The organism is Rhizobium sp. AN68 (assembly GCF_030758035.1).
Taxonomy (GTDB): Bacteria; Pseudomonadota; Alphaproteobacteria; order Rhizobiales; family Rhizobiaceae; genus Agrobacterium; species Agrobacterium tumefaciens.
Genome location: NZ_JARWMI010000003.1, coordinates 2266501 through 2280613, shown reverse-complemented (window position 1 = coordinate 2280613; position 14113 = coordinate 2266501). Strand labels below are relative to the sequence as shown.

The window sequence follows — 14113 nt, the reverse complement described above, 5'->3', positions numbered from 1 at the left end:
GGTCTCGGACGGTGGCGGTTTGAACCAAGGGTTGATCCAAGATCAATTTTTGGAGCTTCACATGCGCTATTTTCTTGTGGTCGCCATCGCCATCCTCTCCACCGCTGCGCCCGTGATGGCGGAGAACGCGATTGGTTTCAGACAGCTGGAATTGCCCGATGATTCGGGCACGCGAATGCTGAACCTGTCATTGTGGTATCCGTCCGCACCATCGGGAAAAACTGAGACGGTGGGCGAAAACGCTGCCTTTTATGGTCTCGAGGTTCAACCTGATGCGTCGTTTCTGGCCGGTTCCCGTCCTTTGGTGTTGCTGTCACACGGATTTGGCGGAAGCTGGCGCAATCTGAACTGGATCGCCGGTGAGCTTGTTCAGCAGGGTTATATCGTGGCCGCGCCGGATCACGCGGGCGAATCATTCACTGAAGAGAATGCGATGGAGATCGTGCCGTTATGGGAACGCCCGCGCGACATCAGCCGAACGTTGACGGCGTTGCTCGATAACGATCAACTCGCTGGAAAAATCGACAGGGCACGCATCGCGGTCATCGGCCATTCTCTCGGAGGCTGGACCGCTATGGAGCTGACTGGCGCCCGCTACAGCGCCGATCTCGCGCTAAAAGACTGCAATGCGGAGAAGGTTCTGCCGCAATGCAAGGCACCACGGTTGCTGGCCAAGGTCGGAATCGTTAACGGCGGCAAGGCCGATCCACGCCTTTCGATGGATTTGCGCGATGCTCGCATCCGCGCGGTGATTGCGCTGGACGCTGGCCCGGCCGCCGGTTTCCTGCCGGAAACACTGAAACGTGTCAATGTACCGGTTCTGGTTCTTGCCGCCGGTGTGGAAACGCCCGAGATTGCCGCCATCAAGGCCGATTCGGAATATATCGCCCGCAATCTGCCAAAGGCGACCACGGTTTATCGCGAAATACCGGACGCCAGCCATTTCAGCTTCATGCAGACATGCAAGCCAAACGGCGAAAAAATCGTCGAGGAGCTTTCGCCGGGGGAAGGTTTCGTCTGCCGTGACGGCGGGGGCAGGGACCGCCTGGCCATCCACCGGCAGATCGCGGAGGCGATTGTCGGCTTCCTGAACGTGGAAATGCATTAAGACAGGTGTTCGGGACGTCTCGGTGAACCGTTGCGCGACGTCCCGATCCTTCAGGTCACTTTTTGCGGATGATACCGATAGGCAAGGTCTTCGGGATCAGACCGTGGTGCCGATGGGTCGATAACACCGCCGAGGCGCTGTGCAACTGCTGCTGATTTGCTGTTGCGCGGCGAGACATAGCTGACCAGCGTCTGCAATTTCAGGGTCTCGAATGCCCAGTCGCGCAGTGCAGAGGCCGCTTCCGCAGCATAACCGTGGCCTTCCTGGCCGCCATAAAGCAGCCAGCCCAGTTCCTTTTCGGGAAATAGCGGGCCGTGATTGATGCCGACCTGGCCGATACATTGCCCGGTTTCGCCAAGTTCGATCATCAGCGCCCCGTGGCCGAAAAAATGCCAGTTGGCGAGATCGTGACAAAAAACGCCCCAGGTTGACGGCAGGTCATATGGTCCGCCGACGCCGATGGAGCGGGTTGACGCCATAAAGTCGCGATAGGCGGGGAAATCCGCCATGATCTGCAGGCGCAAAATCAGGCGTTCCGTTCTGAGGGTGGGGATAGAATGGTCCATGGCACTATCCAATCATGAAATCGCAACAAAAAACCCGCTGTCGCCAGCGGGTCTTTTAAAAACTGCCATATCCTGAAGGGGATCAGGCGGTTTCGAGAAATTCCGTGGCTCCATCAGGCTCGCGCAGGACATAACCGCGGCCCCAGACGGTTTCGATGTAGTTTGCGCCGCCTGCAGCATTTGCGAGCTTCTTGCGCAGCTTGCAGATGAAGACGTCGATGATCTTCAGTTCCGGTTCGTCCATGCCGCCATAAAGGTGGTTCAGGAACATTTCCTTGGTCAGCGTCGTGCCCTTGCGCAGCGAAAGCAGCTCAAGCATCTGATATTCCTTGCCGGTCAGGTGAACGCGCTGGCCGCCCACTTCAACCGTCTTGGCATCGAGATTGACGATCAGCTCGCCGGTGGAGATGACCGATTGCGCATGGCCCTTGGAACGGCGGACGATTGCGTGAATACGGGCAACAAGCTCGTCCTTGTGGAACGGCTTCGTCATGTAGTCGTCTGCGCCGAAGCCGAGACCACGAACCTTATCTTCGATGCCGGCCATGCCGGAGAGGATGAGGATGGGTGTCTTGACCTTGGAAAGGCGCAAGGTTCTCAAGACCTCGTAACCCGACATGTCGGGCAGGTTGAGATCGAGAAGAATAATGTCGTAATCGTAGAGTTTACCGAGGTCCACGCCTTCCTCGCCGAGGTCGGTCGTGTAGACGTTAAAACTTTCCGACTTGAGCATCAGTTCGATGCTCTGCGCTGTTGCGCTGTCGTCTTCAATAAGTAGAACCCGCATAATTATCCCCTTTGCCGCCCGCAGATTGGTAAATCATTGCCTCGCGCGATGCGGATCCAGACGTTGCCTGATTTGCAGGCTGCCACCAAATGGTTAACAAATTCTAATTGCCTTTGGCAAGGTGTATCGAATTTATTAAGCAAAGTTGGCATTTCGCTGTTTTTGCACGTGAATCCACCATCGCCAAAATTGAAGCTTAACGTGAGGATATCTCGCTAAGTGATTCAATCGACTCTTACATCGTCGGGCCCGTTTTTTTGGACCTGGCATTTACCGACCCTTAAATGATCGTGTTTATCATTAACGATGCCCGTAAACGAAAGGTTAACGGCGGCGTTTTTTTATTAACGCCGGGTAACTTTTGGGAATCATTCCGGCACAACGGGTTAACCGGGCCGGTTGAGCGGGCGGGTTAAACGGGCCGATCGAGGGGGCATAGTGCCTTTTTGATCCGGGTCTCGCTATCCATGGAGTATTGCGTATGAAGTCGCGTGACAGCCTGGTTCGCCTGAAAGAATTTCAGGTTAATGAAAAACGCCGGCAACTTAACCAGTTGCAGCAGATGATGTCCGAGTTTGAGCGGATGGCAAAGGAACTGGTGCATCAGATATCGCTGGAAGAGAGCAAGTCCGGCATTACCGATCCGACCCACTTCGCATATCCGACCTTCGCCAAGGCCGCGCGTCAGCGTGCGGACAATCTTCAGGTCTCGATCCGGGAGCTGAAGACCCAGCAGGAAGCCGCAGAGGCTTCTCTGGAAGAGGTGCAGGCCGAATATGAAAAGGCGGCGGCACTGGAAAACCGCGACGGAGCGATCCGCGCCCGCGCCTAGGTATTGGCGCAAGATCATATAAGGATCGTCCTCATTGACGGCTGCCGGTGGATCAGGAGGCGGCTTTCAATGACGGGATGCCCATGCTTTTTTCTGGAAGGCCGCCTCTCGTTGGCGGCCTTTTGCTTTGGTGCACCGCAGCGCCTTGCCCGGCTGGTTTCTTGCGGGGCAGGGATGGAGGGAATCCCTGCGTTTTCCATTGTCCGGGGCCGGGGAAAGGCGTAATTTGGTGAAGTTCCGACCAAGAGCCGGAGGCTTGTCCCACGCGCGCCCTGCGCGGACGCGGGTGGGCCAGAAGCGGGGAGGAAACAAATGGCCCGCCAATATATCGATTGCCGCGAATTCCCGAGCGACAGCAAATGCTCGATCGCCATCTCAGCCGATACGCCGGAGGAGCTCATGGAAGCGGCGGTTCAACATGCCGTGGCAGTGCATGGCGCCGAGGATACGCCGGAATTTCGGGCCGAAGTTCGAAGGAGCATACATGCAGGAACACCGCCGCTGAAGGTGGCGTGATTGCTGGCAGCCTGAAACCTATCCGTCGACATGCCGGGCCTGATCCGGCATCCAGCCGACGCGCGTCTGCGCGGCGGAAGATTCCCTTAAGCTCAAGGATTTGAGCTGGCTGGACCCCGCCTCTTGGCCGGGGTGACGGAGCGTGTGGGCTCCGCTTTCGCTAAAAAACAAACTTGAGGTTTTGTCCCGAGCCTCAGCCCGTCTGGCTAGTTACCCCTTGATAACATCTGCCCAGTCAGGGTGGCGTAGCGTCTGAGCCTTGAAGAAGGGGCAGAGCGGAATGATTTTCCAGCCGCCCTTGCGCGCTTCATCGATGGCATGGGCGGCGAGCGCCTGGCCGACACCCTTGCCCCGCAGTGCATCGGGCACGCCGGTATGGTCGATGATGATGAGGGAAGGGGAGGTGCGCGAATAGGTCATCTCGGCCTTGTGGCCGTCGATGGTTGCCGAATATTCGCCGCGCGATCCGGTTTCGGTTGTCTTGATATCCATGATCTCTGCCTTCGCATTGCTTTTCGTTTTTTCCACTGTAACGGCCTGCGCCTGAATTGAAACAGCGGGATAGCGAACGCAGTGGACACAAACCGGTGACAGTCACCGGCTGTGTCTGGCAATTTTCAGGGGAAATCCAAAATCAAACCGAAAGCCCCGTCGATGCGACGGGGCGTTTTGGAAGTTCGGTTTGGGCGCGTTGCCGCGCCGGCGCACTGGTTTAGTGGCGATATTGCTGAATGCGCGTGGTGCGCAGGCCTGCAAGGCCATGATCGGCAATCGACGACTGCCAGGACAGGAATTCTTCGACGGTGAGCGTATAACGCTCGCAGGCTTCCTCAAGGCTCAGAAGTCCTCCGCGCACGGCGGCGACGACCTCTGCCTTTCTGCGAATAACCCATCGACGGGTATTTGACGGCGGAAGATCCGCAATCGTCAGAGGGCTGCCATCGGGGCCGATGACATATTTAACTCGTGGGCGTATCATTTCGGTCATTGGACACTCTATACAAACTCAAGACCATATGACGGGAACTTTAGCCCCGTACCTTTAAAAATTGCCTAAGCAGTTCGTGACAATTTATTAAGAATTTGAACGGTTTCGCCCGATTTGTTCGAGTCGCCTTATTTTGTCGGGAAAAAATTTTTCCAAAAATCGTGTTTCTATCGTCCATCGGTTGTTTTCCTCACAGCGCCGCAAGCGAAAGGCACGTTTTCCCGCTGCCGTGGGCGAATTCCGCGGTTCCCTCATGCAACAGCCGCAGGCGATCGCCGGCATTGAGGGGCAGGATAAGGGTCGTCGACTGCGAGGTGCCGGCATTGGAGGCGTTGCCCGCTACAGTGAGGCCGCCAGCCGCGCCGTTGACGGCAAGCAAAACCTGGTGCCCGGATGAGTACACCACGGCAAGCGACAGGGTGGCCAGATAGAGACCTTTCACGGGAACGACGAGTTCCCTTCCGCCGCCTGTGCCGACCGCGTCGCCGAGAACGAAACCACCCTCATCGATGAAGAGCATGGAAAACCCCGAAGCCGAGCCGTTGGCCGGCCTCGTCGTGCCCGAAGGCAGACTGGCCAGAACCACGGGCCGGTTCGGCATCGTGACCCTGCCGTCGCCGCTGCACAAAAGGGCAGTGTGCCAGGAAATGCCGTCGGCGCTGGTCTTGATCGAAAAACCGTCATTGCCTGCAAGGCCCATTTCCGCCCGGCCGCTCCAGCCGGACTGGAACAGCAGCGAGGCGGTATCGGCCTTTGCCGCCTTGTTGATCGCCATGCGGTGGTTGCCGTTCTCTTCTGTGTGGGTGAAGAGGCTGGCGGGGGCGGCAAGCGCCAGACGGTTGGTGGCATCGGCCTGTGTGCCAATACCAAGCTTTTCGAGGGTCGCCGCGGCAGGCAGCGGCACGTCCCGCCATGCGCTGTCCCGTAGGACGCGATGTTTACCCTCGCTGGAAAACCATGCCGTCCAGCCGGACTGCGGCGCTATCAGCAGCCATGCACCGTCCTGCCGGAAGGCAAGCTTCCCGCCCTTTCCCGCCCCAGTCGCCAGCGGCGTCAAGCGAGAGCAGGAAGCAGTCTCCCTCCGGCGCATTGTCGGGCGGGGCGGCGACCACGTCCTTGACGACCAGCTGGACGATCGCGTCCAGCCGCTGCAGCGCCTCGTTGTGGGTGACGTGTTTCTGTGCCTGCGAGGGCAGGATATAAGGAAGCCTAAGTCTCGCCGTCTGTTCAGTCATGATGTCTCTTCCGCGCTCCGTGGCCGTTCGCCGGCGATTGTGATGCGGCGCGGCGGGGCGGGGATGAGCGGGGATGAAATTATTTTCCGAAATACCGGTTCAACGCCGGTATGATCGATATGGAGGAACTGATTTTGGGGCTCGGCGTATGCGGCTTACCCCCCTCTGCCCTGCCGGGCATCTCCCCCACAAGGGTGGAGATCGGCAAGCGGCTTTACCGTCGCTTCATTCTCAAACATTGAGATCTGCGAGACCTTGCCACGAGTCGATCTCCCCACCTGTGGGGGAGATGCCCGGCAGGGCAGAGGGGGGTAAGCCGCAGACACCGAAGCGAACGCCTAAAAACGCCTGATCACCTAAGGAGGTCTAGCGGTCTCCTCGCAGGCTTATGTCGCAATTTCCACCGTCGCTGCCATTGCGCCCTCGGCAATGAAATCCGGGTTGGCGAGTGCATCCTCACCATCGCCTCTCACCTCATAGGCAAGCAGCCGGCCCTCGCAATCCAGCGTTCTGCCACCGGCGGCGCGTAGTACGGCGTCGCCTGCCGCCGTATCCCACATCATGGTGCGGCTGAAGCGGGGATAGATATCGGCAGCACCTTCCGCCAGCATGCAGAATTTCAGTGAGGAACCAACGGAAATGCAGTCTTTCAGGCCGTGTTCGGCCACGAAGGCTTCCGTTTTCGCGGTACAGTGCGAGCGACTGATCAGCGCCACGGGGGAGGCGCCGCGCTGGCGTGCCCGGATGGGGTGGCGCGCGAGGATCGCGCCTTCGCCGGATATTGCGAGCTTTTCGGCGCTGTTGTCCTTGCCGGTCCAGGCCTGGCCGCGGCAGGGGGCGTAAACCACGCCTGCAACCGGCACGCCGTTTCTGATCAGGGCAATATTGACGGTGAAATCATCCTTGCCGGAAATGAATTCCTTGGTCCCATCCAGCGGATCGACCAGAAAAAATTCCGTGCCTGTCTCCGGCAGAATGCCGTTCGAGACCGCTTCTTCGGCAATGACCGGGATTTCGGGAAAATGCGCAGCCAGTGCCTGCAGAATGATCACCTCCGCCCGCTGGTCTGCCTCGGTCACGGGTGAGCAATCGTCCTTGTACGATACGTGTGGCCCGGCGCGATGGACCGCCATGATTGCCTGCCCGGCGTCCAGCGCCGCTTTCGTCAATATGTCGATCATCTTGTTGCCGTTGCCATTTCGTGCCGGGGATCCTTTACCCCTCTATTTCGCTACTCTTTTGCCCGCCACCCGTCAAACAATGCGTCAGGCAACACTGAAATAAGCATTCGAACGCCATTTTTTTAGCACTTACTGCCGAAATCCTGGCTATTCTGATCGGGAAAACGGCAACGAATGTGGAAATTCCAAATTTTGTGCAGGATCGCCCGTTTTTGACTTCACATTTTTAGCGAACACGATATGCATTTTGCAGGTGGGGGCTAATCGAAAAGGTTCCCCCTATAATTAACATAAACGAGGCGTGGCTCATCAGAGGTCATGCCCAGGGGAAAGACATGGAGTATTTTATCCAGCAGCTCATCAACGGGCTGACTCTTGGATCGATCTACGGCCTCATCGCAATTGGCTATACGATGGTCTACGGCATCATCGGCATGATCAACTTCGCCCATGGCGATATTTTCATGCTTGGCGGTTTCGCCGCGCTGATCGTTTTTCTGATCGCAACATCGTTTTTTGCCGGTATTCCGGTGGCGCTTCTTCTGATTTTGATGATGGTCGTCGCCATGCTGATGACCGGCCTGTGGAACTGGGTGATCGAGCGCGTGGCCTACCGTCCGCTCAGAGGCTCGTTCCGCCTTGCGCCGCTGATCACCGCCATCGGCATGTCGATCGCGCTGTCCAACTTCATCCAGGTGACACAGGGTCCGCGTAACAAGCCGATCCCGTCAATGGTGACGGACAGCTACCATTTCGGCTCCATCACCGTCTCGCTGAAGCAGTTCATCATCATGGCGGTGACGTCGGTGCTGCTGTTCGCCTTCTGGTACATCGTCAACAAGACTCCGCTCGGCCGGGCGCAGCGCGCCACGGAACAGGACCGCAAGATGGCGGCCCTTCTGGGTGTGGATGTCGACAAGACGATCTCGATCACCTTCATCATGGGTGCCGCACTCGCGGCGGTCGCCGGTACGATGTATCTGATGTATTACGGTGTCGCATCGTTCAACGATGGCTTCATTCCGGGCGTCAAGGCGTTTACCGCAGCGGTTCTCGGCGGTATCGGTTCGCTTCCGGGCGCCGTTCTCGGTGGTCTCCTGATCGGCCTCATCAGATCTCTCTGGTCCGCCTATTTCTCCATTGCCTACAAGGATGTCGCGGCATTCGGCATCCTGGCTTTCGTGCTGATCTTCAAGCCGACCGGTATTCTCGGTCGTCCGGAAGTCGAGAAGGTGTGATCCCATGACCAATATCGCTTCCGAAAACGACACTTCCAGCCCGAGCCTGATGGCAACGGCGGTGAAGGAAGGCATCTTTGCGGGCATCGTCTCGCTCGGCATGTTCATTCTTTACGTCGGTATCGTCACCTATCAGGACATCAACAACCAGCTTATCTGGGGCACCCGCTGGGGGCTTCTGTCGATCTTCGTCGGCGTCGCCGCCATCGGCCGTTTCCTGATGGTCGGCTTCATCCGGCCGTCGATGGATCGCCGCAAGCTTGCCAAGGCTAAAAGCGGCATTCTGGAAATCTCCGAGGAAAAAGGCTTTTTCCACAAGCACTTCCTGAAGCTCGCGCTTGTCCTGCTGCTGCTTTATCCCGTCGTCGCCGTGCAGCTGTTCGGTTTTCAGGGCTCGCTGAAATTCGTCGACAATTTCGGCATCCAGATCCTGATCTATGTGATGCTGGCCTGGGGCCTCAACATCGTCGTTGGCCTCGCGGGCCTGCTCGATCTCGGTTATGTGGCATTCTATGCGGTGGGCGCCTATTCCTACGCGCTGCTGTCAAGCCATCTCGGCCTGTCCTTCTGGGTGCTTCTGCCGGTGGCCGGCATTCTCGCGGGCTTCTGGGGCATCATTCTCGGCTTCCCGGTGCTCAGACTTCGTGGCGACTATCTTGCCATCGTCACGCTCGCCTTCGGTGAAATCATCCGTCTCGTGCTGTTGAACTGGACGGATGTGACCAAGGGCACCTTCGGCATTTCCGGCATCGCCAAGGCGTCTATCTTCGGCATCTGGTCCTTCGATGTCGGCGCGCCGAACAATTTCGCCAAGGCCTTCGGCCTGACGATGTCGTCGGCCTATTACAAGATCTTCCTGTTCTACGTGATCCTGCTTCTGTGCATGCTGACGGCTTACGTCACCATCAAGCTGCGCCGCATGCCGATCGGCCGGGCGTGGGAAGCTTTGCGTGAAGACGAAATCGCCTGCCGCTCGCTCGGCATCGATACTGTCATCACCAAGCTTACCGCTTTTGCGACAGGCGCGATGTTTGGCGGTTTCGCCGGCTCGTTCTTCGCCGCCCGTCAGGGTTTCGTATCGCCGGAAAGCTTCGTCTTCCTGGAATCGGCCGTCATCCTTGCCATTGTCGTTCTCGGCGGCATGGGTTCGCTCACGGGCATCGCCATTGCCGCCCTCGTCATGGTCGGCGGCACGGAGCTGCTGCGCGAAATGGAATTCCTGAAGCATGTCTTCGGGCCTGATTTCACGCCGGAACTCTACCGCATGCTGCTGTTCGGTCTCGCCATGGTCATCGTCATGCTGTTCAAGCCGCGCGGCTTTGTCGGCTCACGAGAACCGACGGCCTTCCTCAGGGAACGCAAGGCCGTCTCGGGCAGCTTTACCAAGGAAGGTCACGGTTGATGGCTTCCGGAACGACAAACATGACACCCAATCTAACTGGCGATACGATCCTCAAGGTCGAACATCTCTCGATGCGGTTTGGCGGCCTGATGGCCATCAATGACTTCTCCTTTGAGGCGAAGCGCGGCGAGATCACGGCGCTGATCGGTCCGAACGGTGCTGGAAAGACCACTGTTTTCAACTGCATCACCGGCTTCTACAAGCCGACGATGGGCATGATCACCATGCGTCAGCAAAACGGCGAGGCGCATCTTCTGGAGCGCCTGCCGGATTTCGAGATCACCAAGAAGGCGAAGGTGGCGCGTACCTTCCAGAACATCCGCCTGTTTTCGGGTCTGACGGTTCTGGAAAACCTGCTGGTGGCGCAGCACAATGCGCTTATGAAGGCGTCGGGCTACACCATTCTCGGTCTTCTCGGCCTGCCCGCCTACAAGAGGGCGGTCAACAGTTCGATCGATAAGGCCAAATACTGGCTGGACAAGGCCGATCTGACCGACCGCGCCGACGACCCGGCCGGCGATCTGCCCTATGGCGCGCAGCGCCGCCTGGAAATCGCCCGCGCCATGTGCACGGGGCCGGAACTTCTGTGCCTAGATGAACCGGCGGCCGGTCTCAACCCGAAGGAATCGCTGGCGCTCAATGCGCTGCTGCGCGGTATCCGCGACGAAGGCACGTCGCTGCTTCTGATCGAGCACGACATGTCGGTGGTTATGCAGATTTCCGATCACGTCGTGGTTCTCGAATACGGCCAGAAGATTTCCGACGGTTCGCCGGACCATGTGAAGAACGACCCGAAGGTCATCGCCGCCTATCTGGGTGTCGAGGATGATGAAGTGGAAGACGTGATTGCGGAAGAACTCGACGGAGGAGTGGCCTGATGTCCGGTGAACCGCTTCTCAAAGTACAAGGTGTCGAAACCTACTACGGTAACATCCGGGCGTTGGCCGGTGTCGACGTCGAGGTCAACAAGGGCGAGATCGTCAGCCTTATCGGCGCCAACGGCGCCGGCAAATCGACACTGATGATGACCATCTGCGGCAGCCCGCAGGCGCGCACTGGCCAGGTGACGTTCGACGGCGAAGACATTACCCGCCTGCCGACGCACCTCATCGCCCGCAAGCGTATTGCCCAATCACCCGAGGGCCGCCGGATTTTCCCGCGTATGACGGTGCTGGAAAACCTGCAGATGGGCGCCAATCTCGACAACCTCAAATATTTCAAAGAGGACGTCGAGAAGATTTTCGTCATGTTCCCGCGGCTGAAAGAACGTCAGAGCCAGCGTGGCGGTACGCTTTCCGGCGGCGAGCAGCAGATGCTCTCCATCGGCCGCGCGCTGATGGCACGGCCGAAACTGCTGCTTCTCGACGAGCCGTCGCTGGGCCTTGCCCCGCTGATCGTCAAGGGCATCTTCGAGGCCATCAAGAAGCTCAACCAGGAAGAGGGCCTGACCGTCTTCCTCGTTGAACAGAACGCCTTTGCGGCACTGAAGCTTTCCGACCGCGCCTATGTGATGGTCAACGGCAAGGTGACGATGAGCGGTTCGGGCAGGGAATTGCTGGCTGATCCGCAGGTACGCGCGGCCTATCTCGAAGGCGGCCGGCACTGAAAGATTTTACTTGCGCCGGAAATTTTGCGGCGCAAGATAACGAACCGCCGCCGGCCGTTTTCGAAGGGGAAATTGCCGGTGGCAAACAATAAAATGCCTGCCGGAAAAACGGCGGGACGACAAACAAGGCAGGGCCGGACATTTGCATCCCGGCGCTGATGGGGAAAGAAGATGCAGGGCCTTTTATTCGAGACCGATAGCGGCGTGCGTTATATTCTGCGCGCATTGGTTGTTCTTCTTGGTTTCTGGACGGCGTGGCGCACGGGCAGATCCGTCGCCGATGGCTGGGGCGATTTCCCGCGTGTGGTGATCTATACGCTGGCTTTGGGGCTCGTGATGCGGTTTCTGCATTTCGCGCTTTTCAACGGGCCGTTCATCAACGGCTTCTACTACGTGTTTGACGTCGTTCTTCTTCTGGCTTTTTCCAGCATCGGTTTCCGAATGCGCAGGACGAGCCAGATGGTCAATAACTACTATTGGCTCTACGATCGGACGTCGGCATTTTCATATAAAAAGAAAGATTGACAGCCGGATTCCTCCGGCTGCACGATACTCGCGTGAGTGGAACGTTTCCTGTTCGGTTAAGGTGGGTACTGAACAGGTCCTGGTAGTCAACCCATCCAAAGGAACTGGGAGTATAGTAATGAAGAAGTCTCTTCTTTCCGCCGTTGCGCTGACCGCCATGGTCGCCTTCAGCGGTTCGGCCTGGGCCGATATCGTGATCGCTGTCGGCGGCCCGCTGACAGGCCCGAACGCCGCATTTGGCGCTCAGCTTCAGAAGGGTGCTGAACAGGCTGCGAAGGATATCAATGCTGCAGGCGGCATCAACGGCGAGCAGATCAAGATCGTTCTCGGCGATGACGTTTCCGACCCGAAGCAGGGTATATCGGTTGCCAACAAATTCGTTGCTGATGGCGTGAAGTTCGTCGTCGGTCACTTCAACTCCGGCGTCTCCATTCCGGCTTCCGAAGTTTATGCCGAAAACGGCATTCTCGAAGTAACGCCTGCTGCGACCAACCCCGTTTTCACCGAGCGTGGCCTGTGGAACACCTTCCGTACCTGCGGTCGTGACGACCAGCAGGGTGGCATTGCCGGCAAGTATCTGGCCGACCACTACAAGGACGCCAAGATCGCCATCATTCACGACAAGACCCCCTATGGTCAGGGCCTTGCCGACGAAACCAAGAAGGCAGCCAATGCGGCCGGTCTGACGGAAGCCATGTATGAAGGCGTGAATGTCGGCGACAAGGACTTCTCCGCACTGATCTCCAAGATGAAGGAAGCCGGCGTTTCCGTTATCTACTGGGGTGGCCTGCACACCGAAGCCGGTCTTATCATCCGCCAGTCGGCTGACCAGGGTCTGAAGGCGAAGCTCATCTCGGGCGACGGTATCGTCTCGAACGAACTTGCTTCCATCGCCGGCGACGCCGTCGAAGGTACGCTGAACACCTTCGGTCCCGATCCGACGCTGCGTCCTGAAAACAAGGAACTGGTAGAGAAGTTCAAGGCCGCCGGCTTCAACCCGGAAGCCTACACGCTCTACTCCTACGCCGCCCTGCAGGCGATTGCCGGTGCTGCCAAGGCTGCCGGTTCCGTTGAGCCGGAAAAGGTTGCCGAAGCTCTGAAGAAGGGTACCTTCCCGACAGCACTCGGCGATATCTCCTTCGACGAGAAGGGCGACCCGAAGCTTCCCGGTTACGTCATGTACGAGTGGAAGAAGGGCCCGGACGGCAAGTTCACCTACATCCAGCAGGGGACGTAAGTCTTACTGGACTGCAATATGGAGGCCCGGTCGCAAGACCGGGCTTTCTGCTTTCTGGTGCGGGGCATTTCCGGCGTCAGCATCCAGCCAGCCCAAGTCCTTGGTCTAAAACACTTTCCGAGCCGCACGTCAGACGGATTCCGTCACAAAGACGGAATGACGGTGGTGGGAAAGGCTCGAAACACTTGGCTCCGATCGCGCCTTCAGCCAGCTTCAGCCGCCAGCCTCTCCAGCACAATATCGGCACGTTCCGTGACGGGGGCTTTCGGCAGTACAATCGTCTCATAATCCAGACGGGCATAGTCGTGCAGCAGGCGTTGATATTCCTCCACTGCCACCTCGAAACCATGCTTGCGCTCGCTGTCGCCTCGGTAGATCTCCGGCCAGGGCGGGGTGAGGAAAACCAGCGGGTTATAGCGGTGCGCGTGCCGCAGCGTTTCGATGAATCCATCGCCGCTTATATGGTGAAGTGCTGAGGCGGCGTCGATCAGGCCTCGGTCGAAGAAGACGAGGCCTTCCGCTGGCGCCTTTTGCCGGTCCTCCAGCGCCATGGCGATCGCCCGGCGGGCAAAGGCTTCCAGGTCGATCCAGGGGAGGGCGGTGCCGTTATTTCTCGTTTCCTCAATCGCGATGCGCCGCCCCGGTTCCTCGACGGTCGCGAAACCACGGTGAGCAAGCTCGGCAAGCAGGGTTGATTTACCGCCGCCGGAGCAGCCGGAAAGAATAATGAAATGGTGCATGGGAACCTCCCTGCGCGGGGTTTGGGTTGGATGGAAGATGATGTTTTGGGGGGCTTGGATTGCGGCGTTGCCGCTTGTTTCTTTCCTCGAGGGGAGAAGAAATGTGCTGCACTCGCTCGGCGAATAAGTCGATGCTCTACGCTTAAGCGGAA

General features: G+C 58.2%; 16 protein-coding genes and 1 pseudogene. 10 read left to right on the top strand and 7 right to left on the bottom strand.

Features of this window, described 5'->3' with window-relative positions; translation table 11 throughout:
- The first annotated feature begins 61 nt into the window (after nt 1–61).
- Nucleotides 62–1108 carry an alpha/beta hydrolase family protein gene (locus RBH71_RS24195; RefSeq protein WP_003513970.1) on the top strand — a complete coding sequence of 349 codons (1047 nt, stop codon included), beginning with the start codon at nt 62–64 and terminating at the stop codon, nt 1106–1108.
- A gap of 50 nt (nt 1109–1158) precedes the next feature.
- Here RBH71_RS24195 and RBH71_RS24190 read toward each other — a convergent pair whose 3' ends face one another.
- Both RBH71_RS24190 and ctrA read right to left on the bottom strand, forming a co-directional pair.
- Nucleotides 1159–1674: a GNAT family N-acetyltransferase gene (locus RBH71_RS24190; protein ID WP_003513969.1), complete on the bottom strand. Its 516-nt coding sequence runs from the start codon at nt 1672–1674 to the stop codon at nt 1159–1161.
- An 82-nt stretch (nt 1675–1756) separates the two neighbouring features.
- Entirely contained in the window at nt 1757–2461 is a 705-nt protein-coding gene (ctrA, locus tag RBH71_RS24185) for a response regulator transcription factor CtrA (RefSeq protein WP_003491823.1), read from the bottom strand.
- Between the two features lie 481 nt (nt 2462–2942).
- Here ctrA and RBH71_RS24180 point away from each other — a divergent pair, with 481 nt between their 5' ends.
- Both RBH71_RS24180 and RBH71_RS24175 read left to right on the top strand, forming a co-directional pair.
- Entirely contained in the window at nt 2943–3293 is a 351-nt protein-coding gene (locus RBH71_RS24180) for a flagellar export protein FliJ (protein ID WP_003513968.1), read from the top strand.
- A 312-nt stretch (nt 3294–3605) separates the two neighbouring features.
- Nucleotides 3606–3809, top strand: coding sequence for a DUF1059 domain-containing protein (locus tag RBH71_RS24175; RefSeq protein WP_003513967.1), 204 nt, complete (start codon nt 3606–3608; stop codon nt 3807–3809).
- A gap of 210 nt (nt 3810–4019) precedes the next feature.
- On the opposite strand, the gene RBH71_RS24170 is transcribed toward RBH71_RS24175, so the two are convergent.
- The 3 genes and pseudogenes from RBH71_RS24170 to RBH71_RS24160 form a co-directional block, all read right to left on the bottom strand.
- Nucleotides 4020–4301 (bottom strand): GNAT family N-acetyltransferase, encoded by a 282-nt coding sequence (locus RBH71_RS24170; protein WP_003513965.1) that lies wholly within the window; start codon nt 4299–4301, stop codon nt 4020–4022.
- 220 nt (nt 4302–4521) lie between these two features.
- The gene (locus tag RBH71_RS24165) at nt 4522–4797 is read right to left on the bottom strand and encodes a DUF1153 domain-containing protein (protein ID WP_003513963.1); all 276 of its coding nucleotides are present in this window, start codon (nt 4795–4797) and stop codon (nt 4522–4524) included.
- Nucleotides 4798–4987: 190 nt separating this feature from the next.
- Nucleotides 4988–6032 (bottom strand): annotated as a pseudogene (locus RBH71_RS24160) (DUF2793 domain-containing protein).
- 110 nt (nt 6033–6142) lie between these two features.
- On the opposite strand from RBH71_RS24160, the gene RBH71_RS24155 reads away from it, so the two are divergent.
- Nucleotides 6143–6274, top strand: coding sequence for a hypothetical protein (locus tag RBH71_RS24155; RefSeq protein WP_019565104.1), 132 nt, complete (start codon nt 6143–6145; stop codon nt 6272–6274).
- Between the two features lie 144 nt (nt 6275–6418).
- Here the strand turns inward: RBH71_RS24155 and cysQ are convergent, their stop codons facing one another.
- Nucleotides 6419–7213: a 3'(2'),5'-bisphosphate nucleotidase CysQ gene (gene cysQ / locus RBH71_RS24150; RefSeq protein ID WP_003513960.1), complete on the bottom strand. Its 795-nt coding sequence runs from the start codon at nt 7211–7213 to the stop codon at nt 6419–6421.
- A gap of 335 nt (nt 7214–7548) precedes the next feature.
- On the opposite strand from cysQ, the gene RBH71_RS24145 reads away from it, so the two are divergent.
- The 6 genes from RBH71_RS24145 to RBH71_RS24120 all read left to right on the top strand — a co-directional run bounded on the left by RBH71_RS24145 (nt 7549) and on the right by RBH71_RS24120 (nt 13221).
- Nucleotides 7549–8451 carry a branched-chain amino acid ABC transporter permease gene (locus RBH71_RS24145; protein WP_323687529.1) on the top strand — a complete coding sequence of 301 codons (903 nt, stop codon included), beginning with the start codon at nt 7549–7551 and terminating at the stop codon, nt 8449–8451.
- Nucleotides 8452–8500: 49 nt separating this feature from the next.
- On the top strand, nt 8501–9853 hold the full coding sequence (livM, locus tag RBH71_RS24140) for a high-affinity branched-chain amino acid ABC transporter permease LivM (RefSeq protein ID WP_370647612.1): 1353 nt from the start codon (nt 8501–8503) through the stop codon (nt 9851–9853).
- Nucleotides 9853–10731 carry an ABC transporter ATP-binding protein gene (locus RBH71_RS24135; RefSeq protein WP_019565106.1) on the top strand — a complete coding sequence of 293 codons (879 nt, stop codon included), beginning with the start codon at nt 9853–9855 and terminating at the stop codon, nt 10729–10731. Before livM ends, RBH71_RS24135 begins: the two co-directional genes overlap by 1 nt.
- Nucleotides 10731–11459 carry an ABC transporter ATP-binding protein gene (locus RBH71_RS24130; protein WP_003513939.1) on the top strand — a complete coding sequence of 243 codons (729 nt, stop codon included), beginning with the start codon at nt 10731–10733 and terminating at the stop codon, nt 11457–11459. The genes RBH71_RS24135 and RBH71_RS24130 overlap by 1 nt, the downstream gene beginning before the upstream one ends.
- Before the next feature lie 171 nt (nt 11460–11630).
- Nucleotides 11631–11984 (top strand): DUF6867 family protein, encoded by a 354-nt coding sequence (locus tag RBH71_RS24125; RefSeq protein ID WP_003513938.1) that lies wholly within the window; start codon nt 11631–11633, stop codon nt 11982–11984.
- Nucleotides 11985–12102: 118 nt separating this feature from the next.
- The gene (locus RBH71_RS24120; protein WP_003513936.1) at nt 12103–13221 is read left to right on the top strand and encodes a branched-chain amino acid ABC transporter substrate-binding protein; all 1119 of its coding nucleotides are present in this window, start codon (nt 12103–12105) and stop codon (nt 13219–13221) included.
- Nucleotides 13222–13424: 203 nt separating this feature from the next.
- On the opposite strand, the gene RBH71_RS24115 is transcribed toward RBH71_RS24120, so the two are convergent.
- Entirely contained in the window at nt 13425–13961 is a 537-nt protein-coding gene (locus tag RBH71_RS24115; protein ID WP_003513935.1) for an AAA family ATPase, read from the bottom strand.
- Nucleotides 13962–14113: the final 152 nt, after the last annotated feature.

What these genes read in the sequence shown, in the direction of transcription:
- RBH71_RS24195 (WP_003513970.1), top strand. Translation starts at nt 62, where the DNA reads ATGCGCTATTTTCTTGTGGTCGCCATCGCCATCCTCTCCACCGCTGCG.
- RBH71_RS24190 (WP_003513969.1), bottom strand. Translation starts at nt 1,674, where the DNA reads ATGGACCATTCTATCCCCACCCTCAGAACGGAACGCCTGATTTTGCGC.
- ctrA (WP_003491823.1), bottom strand. Translation starts at nt 2,461, where the DNA reads ATGCGGGTTCTACTTATTGAAGACGACAGCGCAACAGCGCAGAGCATC.
- RBH71_RS24180 (WP_003513968.1), top strand. Translation starts at nt 2,943, where the DNA reads ATGAAGTCGCGTGACAGCCTGGTTCGCCTGAAAGAATTTCAGGTTAAT.
- RBH71_RS24175 (WP_003513967.1), top strand. Translation starts at nt 3,606, where the DNA reads ATGGCCCGCCAATATATCGATTGCCGCGAATTCCCGAGCGACAGCAAA.
- RBH71_RS24170 (WP_003513965.1), bottom strand. Translation starts at nt 4,301, where the DNA reads ATGGATATCAAGACAACCGAAACCGGATCGCGCGGCGAATATTCGGCA.
- RBH71_RS24165 (WP_003513963.1), bottom strand. Translation starts at nt 4,797, where the DNA reads ATGACCGAAATGATACGCCCACGAGTTAAATATGTCATCGGCCCCGAT.
- RBH71_RS24155 (WP_019565104.1), top strand. Translation starts at nt 6,143, where the DNA reads ATGATCGATATGGAGGAACTGATTTTGGGGCTCGGCGTATGCGGCTTA.
- cysQ (WP_003513960.1), bottom strand. Translation starts at nt 7,213, where the DNA reads ATGATCGACATATTGACGAAAGCGGCGCTGGACGCCGGGCAGGCAATC.
- RBH71_RS24145 (WP_323687529.1), top strand. Translation starts at nt 7,549, where the DNA reads ATGGAGTATTTTATCCAGCAGCTCATCAACGGGCTGACTCTTGGATCG.
- livM (WP_370647612.1), top strand. Translation starts at nt 8,501, where the DNA reads ATGGCAACGGCGGTGAAGGAAGGCATCTTTGCGGGCATCGTCTCGCTC.
- RBH71_RS24135 (WP_019565106.1), top strand. Translation starts at nt 9,853, where the DNA reads ATGGCTTCCGGAACGACAAACATGACACCCAATCTAACTGGCGATACG.
- RBH71_RS24130 (WP_003513939.1), top strand. Translation starts at nt 10,731, where the DNA reads ATGTCCGGTGAACCGCTTCTCAAAGTACAAGGTGTCGAAACCTACTAC.
- RBH71_RS24125 (WP_003513938.1), top strand. Translation starts at nt 11,631, where the DNA reads ATGCAGGGCCTTTTATTCGAGACCGATAGCGGCGTGCGTTATATTCTG.
- RBH71_RS24120 (WP_003513936.1), top strand. Translation starts at nt 12,103, where the DNA reads ATGAAGAAGTCTCTTCTTTCCGCCGTTGCGCTGACCGCCATGGTCGCC.
- RBH71_RS24115 (WP_003513935.1), bottom strand. Translation starts at nt 13,961, where the DNA reads ATGCACCATTTCATTATTCTTTCCGGCTGCTCCGGCGGCGGTAAATCA.